This is a genomic window from Cobetia sp. LC6, from assembly GCF_030264805.1.
Classification (GTDB): domain Bacteria; phylum Pseudomonadota; class Gammaproteobacteria; order Pseudomonadales; family Halomonadaceae; genus Cobetia.
Genome location: NZ_JASSPL010000020.1, coordinates 1 through 18,392, shown reverse-complemented (window position 1 = coordinate 18,392; position 18,392 = coordinate 1). Strand labels below are relative to the sequence as shown.

Here is an 18,392-nt window from a genome sequence, read left to right as displayed (position 1 = left end):
CCTCTCGTCAGGGTTGGCGCGGCGTGGCCTAGTACATAAGATGGTTGTGTATAAGACATTAATGTTTCACGGCAAGGCCGTTGAAACCGTCTTGATGTCGCGTGGTCAGCTGCCGCCGGGTGGCGGTGAGGTTCTTCTCCTCATCCCTTGTCTCTCCGGCCATTGATGACGCGGCGTCTTGCCTAACGCAAGGACTTACATGCCCATGAGTACCCGCACAACCACTCACGCTACCTCTCGTCAGACGGCCCTCGCGCTGGGTCTGGCACTCGGGCTCGGCAGCGCACTGCCTGTCAGCGCAGACGAGCCGATGGCGACCGATGACACGGGCAAGCGCGCACCGCAGGGTGAACATACGCTCAAGCGTGCCCAGTTGGTCAGCTTGATCGAACAGGGCCATCAGGAGCTGGCGACGGACTTCAATGACTTTCTGACCCAGGTAGCCGAACGCAATTCACAGGACACGGCGGTCAGGGCCGCCATCGAGCAGTATCAGGCCGGTGAGAAGCTTGAGGGCGATGCCTTCGTCAACATCTATCGTCTGCTGGGGGTCTACAACCGTTTGCAGTACGGCGATGACGTCCAGGCGCTGCTCAAGGAAATGGTCGCGATCCCGACCGCCAAGGTAGGGGAGAAGCCGCAATTCGAGAATCCCGAAATCGCGCGCTTCGGTGAGCTGATCAAGGCGCGCGCCGAGGCGTTCGGCCTGACGTTCCGTAACGTCGACAACCGCGTCTTCGAGGTGGAACTCGAGGGAACTGGCGATGACGTATTCGGCATTCTTACCCACGGCGATGTGGTGCCGGCAGGCGAGGAGGGCTGGACACTCGACGATGGTACCCATCTCGATCCGTTCGCGATGACCGAGATCGACGGCAAGCTCTACGGGCGCGGTACCGAAGATGACAAGGCCTCGATCGCCGCGGCGCTGTATGCCATGAAGTCGCTCAAGGAAAATGAGGTGCCGCTCAAGCGTACCATTCGCCTGATGATCGAGACCACGGAAGAGACCGGTGGTGATGGCTTCGAGTACTATAAGGCCAGAAATGACCTGCCGGAATACAACATCGTGCTCGATAGCGGTTACCCGGCGATCACGGCCGAGAATGGTTTCGGCACCATCGATGCGCGCTTCCCCTTGACGCCTAAGACGGGCGAGGTCTCATCTGATCAGGCAGTCGACGCTCTGCCGACGATCACCGACTTCAAGGGCGGTCTGGCGACCAACCAGATTCCGGAGCGCTCCACCGCTACGCTTCACGCGGCTGATGCAGCGGGCGCCAAGGCGCTCAGCCACAAGCTTGAAACGCTAGGCAGCCGCTACGTCAAGGAGCATGGTCTGGACTTCAGCGTCGCCAGTGAGGTGGAAGGCGAAGAGGTCAGCGTGACAGTGACCGGCAAGTCGGCCCACTCCTCGGCGCCAGCCAACGGCGTCAATCCTGTCACACGGCTGGCAGGCCTGCTTGCCACCTCCGGCATCGATTTCCATGACAATGCCTATGAAGATGCCATTCATTACCTGAGCGACAACTACGGGCTGGACTATCACGGCAAGCAGCTGGGCATCGCGTATTCCCATGATTTCATGGGGCCGCTCAAGGTAACGCCGACCTTCTTCGCCAAGGAGGATGATGCGCTGCGGGTCGCGGTCAATGTACGTGCGCCCGCTGGTGAGAAATCACCTGAGGAATTGAGCCAGACGATTCAGGACAAGCTGAGCGCCTATGCCAGCGAGCAGAGCATGGACATAACGCTGAACGTCGAGATTCGCGACTGGATGCTGCGTGACCCCAGCGGTGCCTGGCTGCAGACGCTGCTCAATATCTTCGGGGATACCACCGGCATGAAGGCCGAGCCGCGCTCCTCTGCGGGCAGTACGACCGCCAAACTTTTACCCAATGCGATCAACTTCGGCCCGTCCATGCCGGGCGAGACCTATACCGGGCATACCTCCAAGGAGTTCAAGCGGATCGATAACCTGATGCTCGACATCCAGATGTTCACCGAGATGATGGCGCGTATAGGCAATCAGGATTCGCTCAAGTAATTCCGGTATCGCTAGTCCGTCGGTGTCTATGTCGCCCAAGGGAGTGCTCGCGCCAGTTGTTGCCACTCATCGATGACGCCGCGAATGCAGTGCTCGGTGAGGTAATGCCTGGCGCGTTCACGCACATGGGTGATCAGTCGATCTTCGCTCAGCTCGCTGGACCAGTCTTCGCCGTGGTGCCCGTTATCCCTGGTCTCACAGTTGAGCGATAGCCATTTGGCGCACCAGCTAAGTGACCAGAGCCACATGGCGCGTCGCGCTTGCAGCAATGTCTGACTGTCATGGAGCGCGGGGTCGGCACTTGTCGCCATCATCTGCTGACACCAATGACGATAGGCGTCGGCGACCTGCTCTGGCGTGAGGATGGCGTGACTGGCGACATCCCAGGTCGTGGAGGTGTAGAGCGTGGCATGGGCGAGATCAAACCCCGGCAAGCCGTAGCGGCACTTTTCGAGATCCACCAGTACCGCGCGGGTGGGCACGGAATTCGTGCGATCTTCCTCGATGAGAAAGTTGCCGGGGTGGGCGTCGAAACTGATCAGGCTGATGGCAACAGGTGCCTGCTGCACAGCCACGAAGTCCTTCAGCGCCTGCAACTCGCCTTTGATCAAGCGCTGACCTTCCAGGGGCAGGCCGGCGCTCTCCAGGTAGCGGCATTGGAGTTCAATCTCGTCGAGCATGGCGCGCCATGGGCAGTCAGGCGCCAGCAGAGGCACACGCTTGTGCACGGCCGGCAGTGGCAGAGCGTGAATGCTGGCCAGAGCTTCCGTGATGGCGCGGAGATCTTCCGGCAGTCTTGCGGGGCGGCCCTCGATGGCTTCCACCAGCAGGCCGCCGCGCGGCAGGTCAGGTTGAGGTGCAAGGCTGCCCTCCAGTCGCGGAGTGTGACCACTGGGCTGACAGCGCTCGAAGCATGCTGTCTGGTAAGTGAGATTGTCGGCGGCCGAGAGGCGCATCTGGCTCTGCTTGGGTAAGCGGGCTATCCATTCCTGCGTCTCCTCATGGCGAGCAGGAGGCAGTTCAAGCCGAAAGTGGGCGTGCGCCAAGCCGCTGTCGGGCAATGGTCGAATGGCGGAGGTGGTGATGCCGGCGTGATCGAGCGCCAGCGCCAGGCCGTTGCGCAACTTGGCCAGAGGCGTGCAGGCGTGAGTGTCCTGCGATGATTGAGTAGCGGCTGCCATGAAAGCTCCCGGTCTGCATGTGACCCAATGTGGCCACTTTGTCTTTCGTTACGCAGCATGACAGCCGTATGGATTCAAGTCGCGCTGCAGGGCTCGGCGGGATGCGCGGTCGGGTAGGCATCCATATAGGCAGCGGCAGCCCGCAGCAGTCGCACGTCATCGTGCTTGCCGCCGGCCAGCTGAAAGCCGACCGGCAGTCCTCGGGTGGTGAAGCCGCAGGGGATGGAGGCGGCAGGTTGACCGGTGAGGTTGAAGGGATAGGAGAAGGGCGTCCATTCCTCCCAGTCCCTGAGCTGGCTCGCGGGCGGTACCTGATGATCGAGTGCAAAAGGCAGAACGGCGACGCTTGGCGTGAGCAGCAGGGGGTATGTCTGATGGAAGCTTGCCAGTTGCTGAGTCAGTCGTTGTCGAGCCTCGCTCGCCTCGAACAGCTCCAGTGATGACCAGGCGCGGGCACGCATGGCGTTCTCCACCAGTCCCGGGTCGAGTTGCTCACGTTGCTGCTCGTCACAACCTTGCCAGAGGTCCAGCGAGGCGGTGAACCAGATCTTGCGAAAGGTCTCCAGGCTGGCCTCGATGGGGGGATCGACCCTCACGACTTCCGCGCCAAGGCTTGCCAGGCGTTGGGCGGCGCGCTCGACCAGGTCGGCGATCTCGGGGTCGACCTCGATACCTCCGAAACATGGCGAGTACGCGATGCGCAGTCCTGCCAGCGACTCGCCGATTTCCATGCCCCAGTGCTCGGGTTGTCCGTGCAGGGCGTAAGGGTCCTGGGCGTCATGACGACCGATGACATCGAGCATGGCAGCGGCGTCACGTGGGCTGCGGCACAGCGGGCCGATACTGGAAAGCGATGCCGCCTGGGCAGGTGGCCACTGAGGTGTCCAGCCGAAGGTGGGTTTGAAGCCGAAGATGCCACTGAAGGCGGCAGGAATACGGATCGATCCGCCGGAATCACCGCCCTGATGCAGTACACCCAGATTGAGGGCGGCGGCGGTAGCTGCGCCACCGGAAGAGCCGCCGGGTGTCAGTTGGGTATTCCAGGCATTGCGGGTGGTGCCATGCACGCGATTGTCAGTGACGGCCTTCCAGCCGAACTCGGGAGTGTTGGTCTTGCCCAGTAGAATCGCGCCTGCCTCACGCAGACGGCGTACCGGTGGCGCGTCCCGCTGACAGGGTTCGGGCGAAGTGGTGAGCGATCCTTCCCGCGCTGGCATGCCGGCCACCTCGGTCAGGTCCTTCAGCGAGGTCGGGATGCCATCAAGCGGGCTCAAAGGCTTGCCGGCCTGCCAGCGCTGCGTGGATTCACGCGCCTCCTTCAATGCAGTGTCATGAGCGACATGCACATACGCATTGACGAGTGGGTTGAGTCGCTCGATACGATCGAGCACCGCTCGGGTCACCTGCAATGGGTCGAACTCGCCGCATTGGTACCCGCGTGCCAGTTGCTCGGCGTCCAGCGCCGTCAGGTCATCCTTGGCAGTATGGGGCGAAAGATGTTGAGGAAATTCGACGTCACGCATGGCGGCTCTCCTGCTGCTGGATAGCGATATTCTTGCTGAGGACGGACATCTGTCTCTCCTGCATGGCCTTGGGTCAGAGCGGGAAAACTCAAGGTATGGCGAGGATTGAAAAAGGGGAGTAAGGGCCGCATGGCCTGATGGGAGCGACAGGAGCGACAGGAGCGACAGGTCGGGTGAGCGACAGCCGGCCACCGTCCAACGAATGTGCCAATAGGGAGGACAACCATGCCAGCCAAGTCCAAGGCACAGCAGATGGCAGCCGGAGCAGCACTGTCAGTACGTCGCGGCGAGCAGAAGGTCAGCGAACTGGATGGCGCTGCCCGCTCGATGTATGACTCCATGAGTGAAGAGGAGCTCGAGAAAATGGCCTCGACATCACGTGAAGGCAAGCCGCGATACGACAGTCAGAGCTGAGCCCTGCGGGATGCCCGGTGTGGCTTCCTGACGCGATAGCTGAAACGACAAGGCGCCTGGCAAATGATTGCCAGGCGCCTTGTCGTAAATGCATGTCGTTGGTGCGTGTCGTGGCTTGTGTCGCTGATGCGCCGCTGGCCTCAGCGGCTGTCGTTCAGGCTCTCATGCGGCGGCTGGTGGGACTCGCTGTCGGCCGGGGGCGGGCCACCGTTGGCCTTGGGGCTGACATCGGGCAGCGGAATCTCGGCGCGCTTCCGGCAGCGCTCCTCGTCGATCTGACCATTACGGGTGAAGGCCATCATCAGCTGCGGGATACCGTAGGAGAAGTCGTCGCGGTCGATCTGCCAGGTGTGGAAGGTCTTGCCGTAGGTGGTAACGAGGTCCTCGAAGTAGCTGCGCTCGGCCAGTGCCTTGCCTCTGAAAATCCTCGCCAAAGACTGCTGCAGAGTGTCGGGATTGCTTTTCAGGTTTCTGCCCTCATCAATAAGGAATATCACTTCTTGTGGCCGCTCAATGCCTTGCGCGACAAGGTGTCTTGTTCATCACGTGTTTCGGCCATCTTTTCTCGAATTGGAGCTCGCATGAAGCAACTTATCTTTGATTGTGACGGTGTATTGGTGGATAGCGAGATCATCGCTGATGGCGTGCTCAAGGAGAAGCTTCCCGTCTGGCTGCCAGACCTGGGGAGTGCAGAGCAGATCGAGCATGAGCTGGACCGCTGTCTGGGCATGATGACGCGAGATATCCTGCTGGATCTGGAGGCGCGCAGTCAGCACACGCTGCCCGTGGATGCGCTCGACCAAATACGCCATCTCGTCGATGCCCGCCTGGCCGACTCGCTCCAGGCTATGCCCGGGGTGCGCGAAACGCTGGAGTGGATCCGCGACCAGCGTCTGCCGCTGGCGATCGTGTCCAACAGTTCTGCGCAGCGCATGAAGATCAATCTCGAGAGCTCGGGGCTGCGTGGCATTCTCGATGAGATTGCCGCGGCCAATGGCGACGAGCGGCTGCCGATCTTCACCTCTGATGAGGTCATGAACCCCAAGCCGGCACCGGACCTCTATCTGCTCGCGCTCAAGACGCTGGGACGCTCCGCCGAGGAATGTCTGGTAGTCGAAGACAGCCGCACGGGAATGCAGGCAGCCGTGGCCGCAGGTCTCAAGGTCGTCGGCCATCTGGGTGCCAGCCACATTCCGCCGGGCCACGCCGAGGTACTGCGGACCACGGGCGCCTGGCAGGTCATGAAACACTGGGATGAATTCAGCCGCCTATGCGCTGATGCCGGTTTCGTGGCCAAGGGAGAAGTCGTCAACCCTTGAGGTGCTTCCAGGCTCTTGGCGTTCTCGGCAGGGCTTGAGCCGCGAGCATTCTGCTGAGATCTGGCCGGATGAGTCACTTGTGATATGGCAGATCATCACACAAAAGCCGCCTCCGGAAGGGGCGGCTTTTGTGTGTCTGAATCGACATTCCTGAGCGGAGCACTCTATCGGGTATCACTTGAAACAGATGCGCGTGCCCCAGGCGAGCAGTTCTTCCTGATTGAGGCTGCGTGATTCGACCCCGATCATTTCATCCCCCCACTGATCCGCCCAAGTCAGCACGCCGTGGCTGATGCCGCGTGCGCCCATCAAGTCGCGTATCTCGCCGGTGCCCTTGAACCAGAGTGCGCTGTGGTCGTTGCGCGTCAGGTCCGAGACGCCGTGGCAGTGGTGAATTCTCACCTTGTAGATGCCATCCAGTGACATGACCTCGACCACCGGCACCATGCCGTGCTGCAGTGCGCGTGCCAGCGACTCGAGTGTCATGCTGGTCTCGTCCTGGTGGGCGAGCGGCTGATCGGCGAGCTGGCTTGGGGGGAGTGGGGTAGCAGGCGACGCGTGGGCGGGGGTCACAGCGGTGCGTGGCGGGTTTGTTGCAGTAGTGGGGGCAGGCATCGGGAATGTCCTCAGTGGGATGTCATTTCGGCGGTGAATCGCGTTTTATAACTATCGTACAAGTAATGTAGAGGTTGTCTGGCGATCTCGCCATCGTGACTGGCCAGCTTGCCCGGAACTTCCCGTCTCTCTGCTTCTTCATCACTGCCTTTGAATGTTTGGCGTTGTCTACCTGTCGTACCCACCGTGGCCAAGCTGGGACAAACGCCCACATGTACAGACACTGACAAATTTCCTGAGCTGCTGGCGTCCTCTGTCCTTGAAGTTTTGGGGAATCAGGTTCATGTCTAGAAGGCACTGCGAATATTCGTTGGCGATACGCTACTCGTTTCTCGCTGGTGCGCGATCCACCTCACCGCTGTCACAGCTCACAGGGAGTAGCGACTTATGACATCAGGAGGAAAGCGCGTATTCAGCGCGTCGGTCATCATCATTCTCGGGCTGGTCGCCTTGGGGGCAGGATTCCCCACCCGGTTTGGTGAATTGGCAGATCAGGCGCTCGGCGCCGTCACCAGCATGTTCGGCTGGTTCTATCTGATATCCGTGTTTGGTTTCGTGATCTTTCTCATTAGTCTCGCGTTGAGCAAATACGGCAAGATCCGGCTTGGGCCGCAGGATAGCCGGCCTTCCTATACCTTCTTTTCCTGGGTCAGCATGCTGTTGGCAGCAGGGTTCGGTGTCGGGCTGGTGTTCTATGGCATGGCGGAACCCATGCAGCACTATCTGAAACCGCCGTTTGCCGATATGCCGGGCGAGACGCCCGAGTCTGCGCGCTATGCCATTCAATATGCCTTCTTCAATTGGGGCGTCCATCAGTGGGCTGCCTTCTCGGTGGTCGGTCTTATCATTGCCTATTTCCAATTCCGCAAGGGGCAGGCGGGGCTGGTTTCCTCGGTGCTGTCATCCGTGACGGCCAAGCATCCCAAGGTGCGCCGCTATGGCCCGGTACTGGATGTCTTTGCGGTGGTGGCGACCGTGATGGGGGTCGCGACATCGCTGGGCTTGGGCGTGTTGCAGATGAATGGGGGGCTGCACTTCGTCTTCGGTGTGGAAGAAGGCTGGCAATGGCAGTTCATCATCATGGGCGTGATGTTCTGTGCCTATATGGCCTCGACCTGGTCCGGGCTCGACAAGGGCATCAAGCGCCTCTCCAACCTCAACATGAGTCTGTGCATCGCGCTGATGCTCTATGTGCTGTTCACTGGCTCGACACTGGATATCCTCAAGACGATCACCCTGGGCATCGGCGATTATCTGCAGAACTTCATCGGCATGAGCCTGCGCATGTCCCCTTATTATGGCAATGAGTGGAACAGTTCGTGGACCGTCTTCTACTGGGCTTGGGTCATCGCTTGGTCGCCGTTCGTCGGGACCTTCGTCGCGCGTGTCTCGCGTGGCCGCACCATCAAGGAATATGTGGTGGGTGTGCTGATCGTGCCGCCGCTGCTGGCATGTCTGTGGATCGGCGTCTTTGGTGGCGCGGCCATCAACATGGAGCTGGCGGGTGATGCGGGGCTGGCAGCCGCGACGGATGCCAACATCACGTCTGCCTTGTTCGAGATGTTCGACCTGATGCCCTTCAGCAGCGTGCTGTCAGTGGTCGCGATCATGCTGATCTTCATCTTCCTGGTGACGTCTGCCGATTCGGCGTCCTACATCGTGGCGCAGATGACCGACGGCGGCTCGATCAATCCGCCGCTCTACAAGCGTATCGCCTGGGGCGTGCTGATTGCGGCCATCTGCCTGACGCTGATCTCGACGGGCGGTCTCAAGGGGTTGCAGTCAGCCTCGGTACTCTCGGCCTTGCCGTTCACCTTCATCATCTACGGGATGATCGTGGTGCTGGTGAAGGAGCTGCGGGCTGATCGTCGCCAGATGCTCAGTCAGCTGTATCGCCGTCATGGTGAGACACCGGTCGGTGCGGATATCTTCGAGGCTGACAGCTTGGCGGAGGAAGACCGCATCCGCCGTGCGCCGGACGTCAAGAATCGTCGCGTGAACCCGCGCGACCATCATTGAGCCGAGTCGTGACATGAACTTATCGACTTGAGCTCATCGCCTTCGGCTCATTGCCTTGAGCTCATACGTCAATGCGTGCCTTCACGGCAGGCTCAGAACGACAGACGCCGCTCACAGGAGATGTGAGCGGCGTCTTGTCTTGGCAAGCCAGTCAGCGTGAAGGGGCTCACGTCATTGACTGGCGGCCGGCGTCCGGCGGCCGGCGACCTCGGCGAGTATCTCGTAGCTCTTCAGGCGGTCGGCATGCTCATAGAAATCCGAGTTGAACATCAATTCGTCGGCCTGGGTCACCTCCAGCAGATGCTCGAGTTCGCTGCGAATGCGCTCTGGCCCGCCGATGATGGCAGCGGCCAGATTCTGGCCGACCATGGCTTCCTCGCGTGCTGACCAGTCCAGTGTCTCGCATGGGGGCAGGGCGCGCGTGCTCTTGCCGCGGATCAGATTGAGGAATTTCTGTTGCTGGGTGCTGGCCAGGAAACGGGCGCGTTCATCGCTGTCGGCGGCGATCAGTGGCAGTCCGAGCATCACGTAGGGCGCATCCAGCACCTCGGAGGGTGTGAAGTTCTCGCGATAGAGCTTGATGGCCTCCAGCATGTAGCCGGGGGCGAACTGACCGGCGAAGGCGAAGGGCAGACCTTTTTTCGCTGCCAGGCGTGCGCTGTAGTCGCTGGAACCCAATAGCCACAGGGGGACATGAGTGCCTTGCCCCGGCATGGCCTTGACGCGCTGACCGGGTGAGGCCTCGCCCAGATACTGCTCGAGTTCGGCCAGCCGCTGGGGGAAGTCATTCACGCCGGCGGAAGGGTCGCGGCGCATCGCCTGCATGGTGATGCCATCGGAGCCCGGCGCGCGGCCAAGTCCGAGATCGATCCTGTCGGGGTAGAGCGTAGCCAGGGTCCCGAACTGTTCCGCCACCACCAGTGGGGGATGGTTTGGCAGCATGATGCCGCCCGAGCCGACTCGCAGGCGGGAGGTCTTGCCCGCCACATGACCGATCAGCACCGAGGTGGCGGCACTGGCGATGCCATCGATGTTGTGATGCTCGGCCAGCCACAGGCGATGAAAGCCCAGCGCTTCGACATGCTGGGCGAGACTGACGCTATTGTGGAAGGTTTCAGCAACACTGCCGGTATCGCGGATGGGGGCAAGGTCCAGCACCGAGAGCGGAATCGTGCCCAGGCGTGAGGTAGGGGCTGTCGTCATGTGCGCTCCTGATAGCGAGTTGGCGTGCAGAGAGCAGCTGGGGCGTGGCCCCTATAGGCATGTGGCTGGTCTGCTGAATGGCGTCCAGCATAATGGACAGCCTTTTGTCTGACAGCGTCTCGCCTTTCATTTCACTGTTTCTGATATGGCATATATGAGGCGGTCGATACGTCATGCCATTCACGGTAGTCAGTCACCCTGGGGCAGGTGAAGCCTAGGGCAACGTGTACAGGAGTCGAACATGAACGGTTTGCAGCACAAGCAGCGCCGCAAAGGCATGGGGCTCACGTTGATCTGCCTGGTGGTCATCGGCTTGGGCGTTGCGCTCCAGCGCGACATCATCGTGCTGGAGCGCTGGATACCCGCTCACTACCTCCCGTGGGAGCCACTGCAATTGGAGGACCCGTCCGGCATGGTGACCGGCTGGAAGCTATCACGCTTGAACCAGAATCCGGCCGCCTGTCGCGCATTTCTCGAGCAGGAAGCCTCGCAACGGGTGACCTTCCTGCCGGATCGCCCCAGCGACAATGGCTGTGACCTCATCAACAGCGTACGCATGCATTCGGCGTCAGGCGCGAGTGGTGAGCAGGGCGTTCGCTTCAATCAGTCCTTCATTGCCAGCTGTCCGCTGGCGGTGAGCTGGCTGCGCTTCGAGCGCCATGGGCTCAGGTCAGCGGCGCAGGAGGTCATGGGGAGCGAGGTGACGCAAGTGTCCCATGTGGGCAGCTACGCCTGCCGCAACATCTATGGCCGGGAGAACGCACGCCGCAGTGAGCATGCCACTGCGGATGCGCTGGATGTCACAGGCTTCACGCTGGCGGATGGCCGTCAGATTCGCCTGCCGCGCGACTGGACGGCGCCCGAGGATGAAGATGCCCCGGGCCGCTTCCTGCGTGCCGTGCAGGACGCTGCCTGTGAGAGTTTCGGTACCGTGCTGGGGCCGGATTACAACGCCGCCCATCGTGATCACTTCCACCTCGGCACGCGGGGCTGGCGATTCTGTCGCTGAGCAATACTTAATGCTGCGTCGGGCAAGAGTGCGGCAATGCGGACATCCGCGCACGCTGTCAGTGGGGCATTATTGGCTCGGCGTGATAAAGGGGACTCATGTTTGCCACGCCTGTCATCATTTGTCGGTGTCGCTGTAGGAGACTCGCGCTTGCATGGGGGAATTACGCCTGATCACGGGCAGATTCCTCGCATTTATTTGTTTTCACTAATACCCTGCGGACAAGCATGCCTTCCATGGCATATCTCGCGATAAAGCCTCTTGTTCAATGACAGGGAGTCAAGAATGACAGGGATGACGAAGGCGTTATTGGCAGCTTCCATCACCTTCGTGATGGCCGGCTGTACCTCGGTGCAGGTTCAGCCTCTGGAGCGCATGTCCTATCTGGATACCGTGTGCATCGAGCGCAATGAGGCCGTGATCGTGCCCGGCTTCCTGAGTGTGATCAAACGGGGCTTCAGTCGCAATGGCTTGAATACGCGAGTCTATGACGCTCCGGTCCCTGGCCATTGTGAAGTGATATTGACGTATACCGCTTTGCGCTCATGGGATTTCACGACCTATCTGTCACACGCAGAACTCTGGCTCAATGATCCATATGGCGATGAAATCGCCTATGCGCAATATCATCTTGTCGCAAAGGGTGGTCTGACGTTCTCCAAGTTTGCCGGGGTCGAAACCAAGATGAACCCGGTCATCGATGACTTGCTGGTCAACTACTGACGCCTCAGCCGTGATGGGCATTCAAGCCATCTTCTTGTACGCCTCACCGGTACGTCATTTCTCGCCATGATGGCGCACTTGATAGCGGGGCCGGCGCTTGTGTCTTGCGCCGGCCCAGCGGAGACTCTCGAGCCATCTGGTGTGCTGGAATCTCAGGGTGCCATGCCCATGCCTCGGCTGATCGTCGGGGCGCAGCGCTCGGGGTTGATGCTGACCACGCGTAGGCGATGCCCATCGGGGAGCACGCAATCGAGCACCTGCCAGGCACAGCCGGGGGCGCTGCTGCCGTGACTCTCGATCAGATGCGCTCCCTGGGCCTGCCATTGTTCGCGGAAGCGGGCAAAATCCGTTCGCTCGATCTCAAGCGTCAGCTGGCGGCTGTCGGGTTGCTCGGCACTGCGCTGCAACAGCAATACGCTGGTCTGCTTGTCTCGGCGATGGTTCAGCTCCAGGGTCGCGCTGGTGGCGTTGCGCAACAGGATGGGCAGGGCGAGTGTTTCGGTGAAGAAACGGCAAGCGGCATCGAGGTCGCGCACTTCAAGGATGGCTGGGTGCAGGGAAAGGCGCTGAATCATGGCGAAGCCTCATGGCGTGAGGGGAAGAAGGGGTTGGGGGACTGGCTCAATTGCGTGAGCATGGAGACAGTGTCGTGCCCGTCCGGGTGAGACGCACTTTGAATCTGATGATGGTGGTGATGGCTTTACGCTATCTGGGGGCTTGTCGCGCTCGCGAAGGCCCGAGGCAATCGCTGTGGCAACTTGTCGCATTAGTGGTTTCACGGGTGTGAATGGTTAGCATCCCTGTCATCGACCCTGCTGCCTTTACCTTCTCTGCACGCCACGCTGGAGTGTTCATGTCGCCGCGCAAGCTGATCCTGATGGGACTCAGTGCTTTTGCCCTCGTCGTTATCGCGTTGATCACGGGGCTTTCTGCCTCGCATCAACCGCGTGATGCGTGGCCGACGACGCTCGAGCTGCCTTCCACGCGGGGACTGCTGCACGCGGACACCCTGTCTCGGGGGGAAGCGGGTCACCTGAGCGTGCTGATTCCCGGCTTTACGCATTGCCCGGACATCTGCCCGTTGTCGCTTGCCCGGCTGCAGATGGCCTGGCAACGCCTTGACGAGACTTCACGTGCGCATCTGCATCCGATGTTTCTGACGCTGGATCCGGCGCGCGACACCCTGCCCGTGCTGTCACGTTACCTGTCTGCCTTCAGCCTGCCGGTGACTGGCCTTCGCCTCCCGTCACAGGACGACACGCGTCTGGAGGAATTCACTCAGCGGCTCGGTATCCAGTTTCAGCGGCGAGAACCCGAGCAGAGTCATCCTCCTGAACACGCGCAAGCGCAGGCGTCGGCCGGTGAGGCCGATTATATGATCGACCACAGCGTGGCGATCTTCGTGATCGATGAGCAGGGCCGGCTGCGTGACACCCTGCCGCTCAGTCAGACGCCTGAGCAGCTTGCTGATCGTCTGACGTTCCTGCTCCAGTCCGTGGCCGCAGCGCCGTCTTCTGACAGTGTTGCGGCCGTCAACACGAGCGAAGACGCTAACGTGCCGGTCACGGGGGGCGCATGACCGCGACTTGCCCCTCGACTCGCCACGCCAGGCGTCAATCCGTCTCCTATCATCGCGCCCTGTCACGCCTGACCGCGGCCAATGGGCATGTCGTCTTCGTGATGCTGATCGCGTTGGCCGCCATGCTGGTCATGCCGCTGGCGGCCCCACGAGTGGTGATGGTCAACGACCATGCCGTCTTCGAGAGCGTTGGTACCGGGCGTTGGGTGAGTGCCGATAGCGACTGGATAATCCGCGCCGCTCGCGAAAGCGGTTCGCAGGCGCAGATCACCCACAGTTCCGCTGCCTCGGATTGTCCGTTGGCCAGCATGGCGGCCTTCACGCTGGCATTGGTCGCCGTTGCCCTGTTGCTGGCGTTGGGGCGGTTGTCTCGCGACGCGGCCCCGCGTCCCTGCCTTGTCGCGTTTCGCGACATCAATGTCTATCTGCGTCCGCCCGGGCGCGCGCCACCCCACGATTCCCTCGCGCCATGAATTGCTGGGCCACCTCGCGGTGGCTCTCCATAGTGTTTGGTGACCTCGCGTTGACCGGCGGACAAAGCATCCGTCGCGCGTCGTGGCACCTGTCGATGGGTAATCGAGATGAGTTCAATAACCAATACCGACTCCGCGGGTCGCGCCGCTCGCGGTTTCAGCGATATCTACCGTGCCGTGTGGCGCTGGCATTTCTATGCCGGCCTGCTGGTGCTGCCTTTCCTGACCTTGCTGGCTGTCACCGGCGGTCTCTATCTGTTCCGTGAAGAGATCGACCACTTCGTGCATGCCGACCTGATGAAGGTCAACACGCCGGTGGTGCAACAGGCCAATGGCCAGGCACAGGCGAGTGTTCCGCTGAGCGAGCAGGTGCGTGTCGCCGTGCAAAGTCTGCCCGGCAAGGCCGTGCGTGTCGTGCCGCCTGCGGCTAGTGACTTGACCACGGAAGTCGATATCGTGGCAGCCGATGGCAGTGGCAAGCAGGCGGTCTACGTCAATCCCTACAGCGGTGAAGTGCAGGGGCAGATGGCCTACCGTGACAGCATCATGTGGACGGTGCGCAATCTGCACAGCCTCGCCATCACCGGCCCCATCGGCAATGCCGCGATCGAGATCGCTGCCGGCTGGAGCATCCTGCTGGTACTCAGCGGCCTGTATCTGTGGTGGCCGCGGGGCCAGAAGGGTGGCGTCGTCACGCTGCGTACCACGCCTGCGCGTCGTCTGTGGTGGCGTGACCTGCATGCCGTGTGTGGCATCTTCGCCGCTGGTTTCATCCTGTTTCTCGCCGTGACTGGCATGCCGTGGTCAATGGTGTGGGGTGCCAAGGTCAACGAGTTGGCCAACGGGCATAACTTCGGGTATCCCGATGGCGTGCGCGTGAATACGCCGATGTCGGATACCCGTCTGGTGGACCAGGAGCGGACGACCTGGTCGCTCGAACAGGCCGTTATCCCGTTATCTTCCTTGCCGGCTGCAGCGACAAGCCATGTCGTGGACGAGGGAGAGCATGCCGGGCATGGCGGTGGTAGCACCAAGTCTGGTGTCGATAAGTCATCCGGCGCTGCGGCCGTGCCGCTGAGCGCCGCCGCGATTGCCCATGCCGATATCGGCCTCGATCAGGCTGAGCGCATCTTCGCTCGCGAAGGCCTGGCACCGGGCTATGCCATCAACCTGCCGGGCTCGCCGCAGGGCGTCTACACCGGCTCCATCTATCCGGATGCGCTGGAGCGCCAGCAGGTGGTGCATGTGGATCGCTATTCCGGCGATGTGCTGCTGGACATGCATTACGCCGATTATGGCCCGCTGGGTCGAGCGCTGGAGTGGGGCATCAATGTTCACCTGGGGCAGCAGTACGGGCTGATCAACCAGCTGGTGCTGGTACTGGCCTGTATCGCGATGGTGATGATGAGCGTCGGTGCGGGCGTGATGTGGTGGAAGCGTCGTCCGGTGGGCGGTATCGGTATCCCGCCGCTGCCCAAGGAGCGCAGGCGAAACGCCGGTGTCTGGGGCTTGATGATGATCATCGGTGTCATCTTCCCGCTGGTCGGCCTCTCGCTGATCGTGATGGGGCTGCTGGATTGGCTGTGGATTCGCGCCACGCACAAGCGAGGGGATGACCTGCAGGAGGCCAGCGCATGACACTGTCTCTCGCCAATTTCCCGATTCGTGCGCGTCGTTTGTCATCGCCAGTGAGCGCATCGCGTGGTCGTCTGCCAATGGCCATTGCCGCCGCGATCGCGGGTAGTGGCACGCTGCCGGTTTACGCCGATGCTGACACCACCAGCGTATTGCCGTTGATCCGTATCGAGGCTCAGGCGCCCATGGCCAGCCCCGTCCACGACGTGCATGCGGGGCATGCCAAGGGCGACATGGACCTTGGCGAACAGCTGCGCGAGGTCAATGGTGTCAGTGGCTCGCGCTTGGGTAGTCACGGTGTTTCGGCCATCTTCCGTGCGCAGGGCGGTGAGCGCCTCATCCAGGAGGTGGATGGCGCATCGCTTTATCCCGCCTGTCCGGGGGGCATGGACACCACACTGGGTTACGCCACTGCCGGCAGTCAGTCGGACCTCACGCTTTACAAGGGCGCGCAGACCGTCAGTCGCGGCCCCAACTTTGCCGCGGGCAGCATCGAGGTGACGCGTCAGACGCCCTCGCGCAGCGATGATGATGGCGTCCAGGGTACCTTGGGGGCTGGCTGGCGCAGCAATGATGACGCCACCAGCGAGACTCTGTCACTGACCGCCAAGCAGGGCGATTTCTGGGCCGCACTGGACTTCGAGCATTCCGAGCGCAACAACTACGAGGATGGCAATGGCGATACTCAGTCAGGCGCGTATCGCAGCGACAATGGCAGTATCCGCATTGGCGCCTTCGCCACCGAGGATGTCGCCATCGAGGCGGGTTTCGCCGTGGTGCGCATCGATGATGCCCTGTATCCCACCATGGATGCGCCACGCAGCGATATGGACCGCCAGTATCTCAAGCTGACCATCGACAACGTCGGGCCGTTCTCGCACACCGAGACACAGGTCAACCATGCTCGCGTCGTGCACGACATGGATAACGTCACCCTGCGTGACTTTGATGATTCCAGCGCCAACTCGATGAGCATGGACATGAGCTCGGGCATGGATATGAGCTCGGGCATGGATATGAGCTCAGATATGGACATGAGCGACATGGCCATGTTCTCCAGCGCGACCACCGAGACCTGGTATGCCAGCACCCAGGGCGATATTCCGCTGACTGTCGGCGGACATGACGCGATATTGACGCTGGGTGCCGATGCCGAACGGCTCGAGAGCAATACCAACTCCCGGATGGGCATGTCACTGGATAGCCTGTCGGATAGCCAGACCTGGCCGGATGTCGTGCGGACGCGCGGTGGGGTATTCGCGGAACTGGATACCATCCTTGATGCCGACAACCGACTCGTGACCGGTGCGCGCTATGACGTCTCCATCAGTGATGCGCGAGATGCCAATGAGGTGGTGGGTAGCAATGCCTCGGCCATCTCCGCCTGGCGTGCCCAGTATGGCGATGATGTTGACGCCAAACAGCGTGATGGCGAACTTAGTGCACTGGCGCGTCTGGAGCATCGCGTCAATGAGGCGGTGAAAGGCTATGCGGCGCTCAGTCGCAGCGTACGCTTCCCGACGGCCAGTGAGCGCTATTACAACCGCCAGTCCGACTCCGATGGTTGGTTGGGTAATCCAGAGCTTGATCCCGAGATCCATCAGCAGCTCGAGCTTGGGGTGGCGGTCAGGCAGGGCGCCTGGCGTTATTCGGCGGACACCTACTACAACCGGGTGCATGACTGGATCGAGCTGACCGAAGGCGACTCGCTGACCACCTACGACAATGTCGAGGCCGAGATCTACGGTATCGAGCTGGAAGCCAGTTGGCGGCAACACGGCTGGCGGCATTCCGCAGGCGTTGCCGCCACGCACGGCACCAACCTGAGCGATGGGACGCCCCTGTCACAGGTCGCCCCCTTCAATGGCTATCTGGCGACACGCTATGACGCGGATCGTTGGTGGGCAGGTGCCCGATTCGATGCGGCCGCACGTCAGTCGCGTATTTCCGACAGTGAAGACGCGACGGCAGGCTTCGGCATCGTCGGCCTGGAAGGTGGGTACCATGTCACTGACGCCATCGAGTTGAGCGCCGGCATCTCCAACCTGTTCGACAAGGCCTACGCCTACCACGTCAATCGCTTCTACGACGATCCGTTGCAGGGCGATGTACAGGTCAATGAGCCGGGGCGTATCTTCTGGACGCACGCCAGCTGGAGCTTCTAAGACTCGCACCCTCTCAATAGTGAGCGCTGGTCGCCGCTAACCGTTAGAACGCAAGAAGCCCGCCATCGGTCATGTCACCGGTGGCGGGCTTCTTGTATTACGAGCGGGCTCGAATGCTTTCAGCGCTCGCAACTCATCTCTCGAGCCTTCAGGCGCGGCCGACGTGCTCGCGCAGGTGCGTGCGGTAGGCCTGGGTGTAGGCTGCCAGGTCAGGGTTCTTGATCACATCAGTGGCCAGGTAGGTCGGCAGGGCCGTCATGCCGAGGAATTCCATCGCCTTGTGCACTGGGAAGTAGACGCCATCGATGCCCTTGCCCTCGAAGAAGTTGCCTTCTTCATCAAAGGCTTCAAGTGGCGCATTCCAGGTCAGTGACAGCATGTACTGGCGGCCCTGCATCAAGCCGCCAGTGTAGTGGCACAGTGAATCTGGCCACCTGACTTTGAGTGTATGATGGCTCACAGAGACAATCAGGTGCAGATGATGACG

At 61.2% G+C, this 18,392-nt stretch carries 17 protein-coding genes; 10 read left to right on the top strand and 7 right to left on the bottom strand.

Going from position 1 to position 18,392, the window contains the following annotated elements; genetic code table 11:
- Positions 1-205: 205 nt before the first annotated feature.
- Entirely contained in the window at positions 206-2,047 is a 1,842-nt protein-coding gene (locus QQF40_RS16630) for a dipeptidase (protein WP_285461976.1), read from the top strand.
- A 26-nt stretch (positions 2,048-2,073) separates the two neighbouring features.
- Here the strand turns inward: QQF40_RS16630 and QQF40_RS16625 are convergent, their stop codons facing one another.
- Positions 2,074-3,228 (bottom strand): aminoglycoside phosphotransferase family protein, encoded by a 1,155-nt coding sequence (locus tag QQF40_RS16625; RefSeq protein ID WP_285461975.1) that lies wholly within the window; start codon positions 3,226-3,228, stop codon positions 2,074-2,076.
- A gap of 74 nt (positions 3,229-3,302) precedes the next feature.
- Complete coding sequence (locus QQF40_RS16620; RefSeq protein ID WP_285461974.1) at positions 3,303-4,751, bottom strand: amidase; 1,449 nt, start codon at positions 4,749-4,751, stop codon at positions 3,303-3,305.
- 225 nt (positions 4,752-4,976) lie between these two features.
- On the opposite strand from QQF40_RS16620, the gene QQF40_RS16615 reads away from it, so the two are divergent.
- Complete coding sequence (locus QQF40_RS16615) at positions 4,977-5,165, top strand: DUF3008 family protein (RefSeq protein ID WP_176676887.1); 189 nt, start codon at positions 4,977-4,979, stop codon at positions 5,163-5,165.
- Positions 5,166-5,305: 140 nt separating this feature from the next.
- Here the strand turns inward: QQF40_RS16615 and QQF40_RS16610 are convergent, their stop codons facing one another.
- On the bottom strand, positions 5,306-5,599 hold the full coding sequence (locus QQF40_RS16610) for a DUF1264 domain-containing protein (RefSeq protein WP_285461973.1): 294 nt from the start codon (positions 5,597-5,599) through the stop codon (positions 5,306-5,308).
- A gap of 147 nt (positions 5,600-5,746) precedes the next feature.
- On the opposite strand from QQF40_RS16610, the gene QQF40_RS16605 reads away from it, so the two are divergent.
- Positions 5,747-6,484 (top strand): HAD family hydrolase, encoded by a 738-nt coding sequence (locus QQF40_RS16605; RefSeq protein WP_176676888.1) that lies wholly within the window; start codon positions 5,747-5,749, stop codon positions 6,482-6,484.
- A 174-nt stretch (positions 6,485-6,658) separates the two neighbouring features.
- On the opposite strand, the gene QQF40_RS16600 is transcribed toward QQF40_RS16605, so the two are convergent.
- The gene (locus QQF40_RS16600; RefSeq protein ID WP_176676889.1) at positions 6,659-6,970 is read right to left on the bottom strand and encodes a hypothetical protein; all 312 of its coding nucleotides are present in this window, start codon (positions 6,968-6,970) and stop codon (positions 6,659-6,661) included.
- Between the two features lie 516 nt (positions 6,971-7,486).
- Between QQF40_RS16600 and QQF40_RS16595 the strand changes: the two genes are divergently transcribed.
- Positions 7,487-9,118: a BCCT family transporter gene (locus QQF40_RS16595; RefSeq protein WP_176676890.1), complete on the top strand. Its 1,632-nt coding sequence runs from the start codon at positions 7,487-7,489 to the stop codon at positions 9,116-9,118.
- A gap of 171 nt (positions 9,119-9,289) precedes the next feature.
- Here QQF40_RS16595 and QQF40_RS16590 read toward each other — a convergent pair whose 3' ends face one another.
- The gene (locus tag QQF40_RS16590) at positions 9,290-10,321 is read right to left on the bottom strand and encodes an LLM class flavin-dependent oxidoreductase (protein WP_285461972.1); all 1,032 of its coding nucleotides are present in this window, start codon (positions 10,319-10,321) and stop codon (positions 9,290-9,292) included.
- Between the two features lie 241 nt (positions 10,322-10,562).
- Here QQF40_RS16590 and QQF40_RS16585 point away from each other — a divergent pair, with 241 nt between their 5' ends.
- Both QQF40_RS16585 and QQF40_RS16580 read left to right on the top strand, forming a co-directional pair.
- Entirely contained in the window at positions 10,563-11,330 is a 768-nt protein-coding gene (locus QQF40_RS16585) for an extensin-like domain-containing protein (RefSeq protein WP_285461971.1), read from the top strand.
- 285 nt (positions 11,331-11,615) lie between these two features.
- Positions 11,616-12,053 carry an Sbal_3080 family lipoprotein gene (locus QQF40_RS16580; RefSeq protein ID WP_084589272.1) on the top strand — a complete coding sequence of 146 codons (438 nt, stop codon included), beginning with the start codon at positions 11,616-11,618 and terminating at the stop codon, positions 12,051-12,053.
- A gap of 152 nt (positions 12,054-12,205) precedes the next feature.
- On the opposite strand, the gene QQF40_RS16575 is transcribed toward QQF40_RS16580, so the two are convergent.
- Entirely contained in the window at positions 12,206-12,628 is a 423-nt protein-coding gene (locus QQF40_RS16575) for a VOC family protein (RefSeq protein ID WP_043332174.1), read from the bottom strand.
- 278 nt (positions 12,629-12,906) lie between these two features.
- On the opposite strand from QQF40_RS16575, the gene QQF40_RS16570 reads away from it, so the two are divergent.
- From QQF40_RS16570 to QQF40_RS16555, 4 genes are all read left to right on the top strand, one after another.
- Positions 12,907-13,632, top strand: coding sequence for an SCO family protein (locus QQF40_RS16570; protein WP_284891764.1), 726 nt, complete (start codon positions 12,907-12,909; stop codon positions 13,630-13,632).
- Positions 13,629-14,105 carry a hypothetical protein gene (locus QQF40_RS16565; RefSeq protein ID WP_043332172.1) on the top strand — a complete coding sequence of 159 codons (477 nt, stop codon included), beginning with the start codon at positions 13,629-13,631 and terminating at the stop codon, positions 14,103-14,105. The genes QQF40_RS16570 and QQF40_RS16565 overlap by 4 nt, the downstream gene beginning before the upstream one ends.
- Positions 14,106-14,213: 108 nt before the next feature.
- Positions 14,214-15,743 (top strand): PepSY-associated TM helix domain-containing protein, encoded by a 1,530-nt coding sequence (locus tag QQF40_RS16560; RefSeq protein ID WP_285461970.1) that lies wholly within the window; start codon positions 14,214-14,216, stop codon positions 15,741-15,743.
- The gene (locus QQF40_RS16555) at positions 15,740-17,905 is read left to right on the top strand and encodes a TonB-dependent receptor domain-containing protein (protein WP_215824300.1); all 2,166 of its coding nucleotides are present in this window, start codon (positions 15,740-15,742) and stop codon (positions 17,903-17,905) included. Before QQF40_RS16560 ends, QQF40_RS16555 begins: the two co-directional genes overlap by 4 nt.
- A 148-nt stretch (positions 17,906-18,053) precedes the next feature.
- Here QQF40_RS16555 and QQF40_RS16550 read toward each other — a convergent pair whose 3' ends face one another.
- Positions 18,054-18,365 carry an NAD(P)H-dependent oxidoreductase gene (locus tag QQF40_RS16550; protein ID WP_352230747.1) on the bottom strand — a complete coding sequence of 104 codons (312 nt, stop codon included), beginning with the start codon at positions 18,363-18,365 and terminating at the stop codon, positions 18,054-18,056.
- Positions 18,366-18,392: the final 27 nt, after the last annotated feature.

Excerpts from the sequence above, each read along its gene's own strand:
- QQF40_RS16605 (WP_176676888.1), top strand. The coding sequence starts at position 5,747 with ATGAAGCAACTTATCTTTGATTGTGACGGTGTATTGGTGGATAGCGAG.
- QQF40_RS16615 (WP_176676887.1), top strand. The coding sequence starts at position 4,977 with ATGCCAGCCAAGTCCAAGGCACAGCAGATGGCAGCCGGAGCAGCACTG.
- QQF40_RS16625 (WP_285461975.1), bottom strand. The coding sequence starts at position 3,228 with ATGGCAGCCGCTACTCAATCATCGCAGGACACTCACGCCTGCACGCCT.
- QQF40_RS16600 (WP_176676889.1), bottom strand. The coding sequence starts at position 6,970 with ATGACACTCGAGTCGCTGGCACGCGCACTGCAGCACGGCATGGTGCCG.
- QQF40_RS16620 (WP_285461974.1), bottom strand. The coding sequence starts at position 4,751 with ATGCGTGACGTCGAATTTCCTCAACATCTTTCGCCCCATACTGCCAAG.
- QQF40_RS16565 (WP_043332172.1), top strand. The coding sequence starts at position 13,629 with ATGACCGCGACTTGCCCCTCGACTCGCCACGCCAGGCGTCAATCCGTC.
- QQF40_RS16580 (WP_084589272.1), top strand. The coding sequence starts at position 11,616 with ATGACAGGGATGACGAAGGCGTTATTGGCAGCTTCCATCACCTTCGTG.
- QQF40_RS16555 (WP_215824300.1), top strand. The coding sequence starts at position 15,740 with ATGACACTGTCTCTCGCCAATTTCCCGATTCGTGCGCGTCGTTTGTCA.
- QQF40_RS16575 (WP_043332174.1), bottom strand. The coding sequence starts at position 12,628 with ATGATTCAGCGCCTTTCCCTGCACCCAGCCATCCTTGAAGTGCGCGAC.
- QQF40_RS16560 (WP_285461970.1), top strand. The coding sequence starts at position 14,214 with ATGAGTTCAATAACCAATACCGACTCCGCGGGTCGCGCCGCTCGCGGT.
- QQF40_RS16570 (WP_284891764.1), top strand. The coding sequence starts at position 12,907 with ATGTCGCCGCGCAAGCTGATCCTGATGGGACTCAGTGCTTTTGCCCTC.
- QQF40_RS16585 (WP_285461971.1), top strand. The coding sequence starts at position 10,563 with ATGAACGGTTTGCAGCACAAGCAGCGCCGCAAAGGCATGGGGCTCACG.
- QQF40_RS16590 (WP_285461972.1), bottom strand. The coding sequence starts at position 10,321 with ATGACGACAGCCCCTACCTCACGCCTGGGCACGATTCCGCTCTCGGTG.
- QQF40_RS16595 (WP_176676890.1), top strand. The coding sequence starts at position 7,487 with ATGACATCAGGAGGAAAGCGCGTATTCAGCGCGTCGGTCATCATCATT.
- QQF40_RS16630 (WP_285461976.1), top strand. The coding sequence starts at position 206 with ATGAGTACCCGCACAACCACTCACGCTACCTCTCGTCAGACGGCCCTC.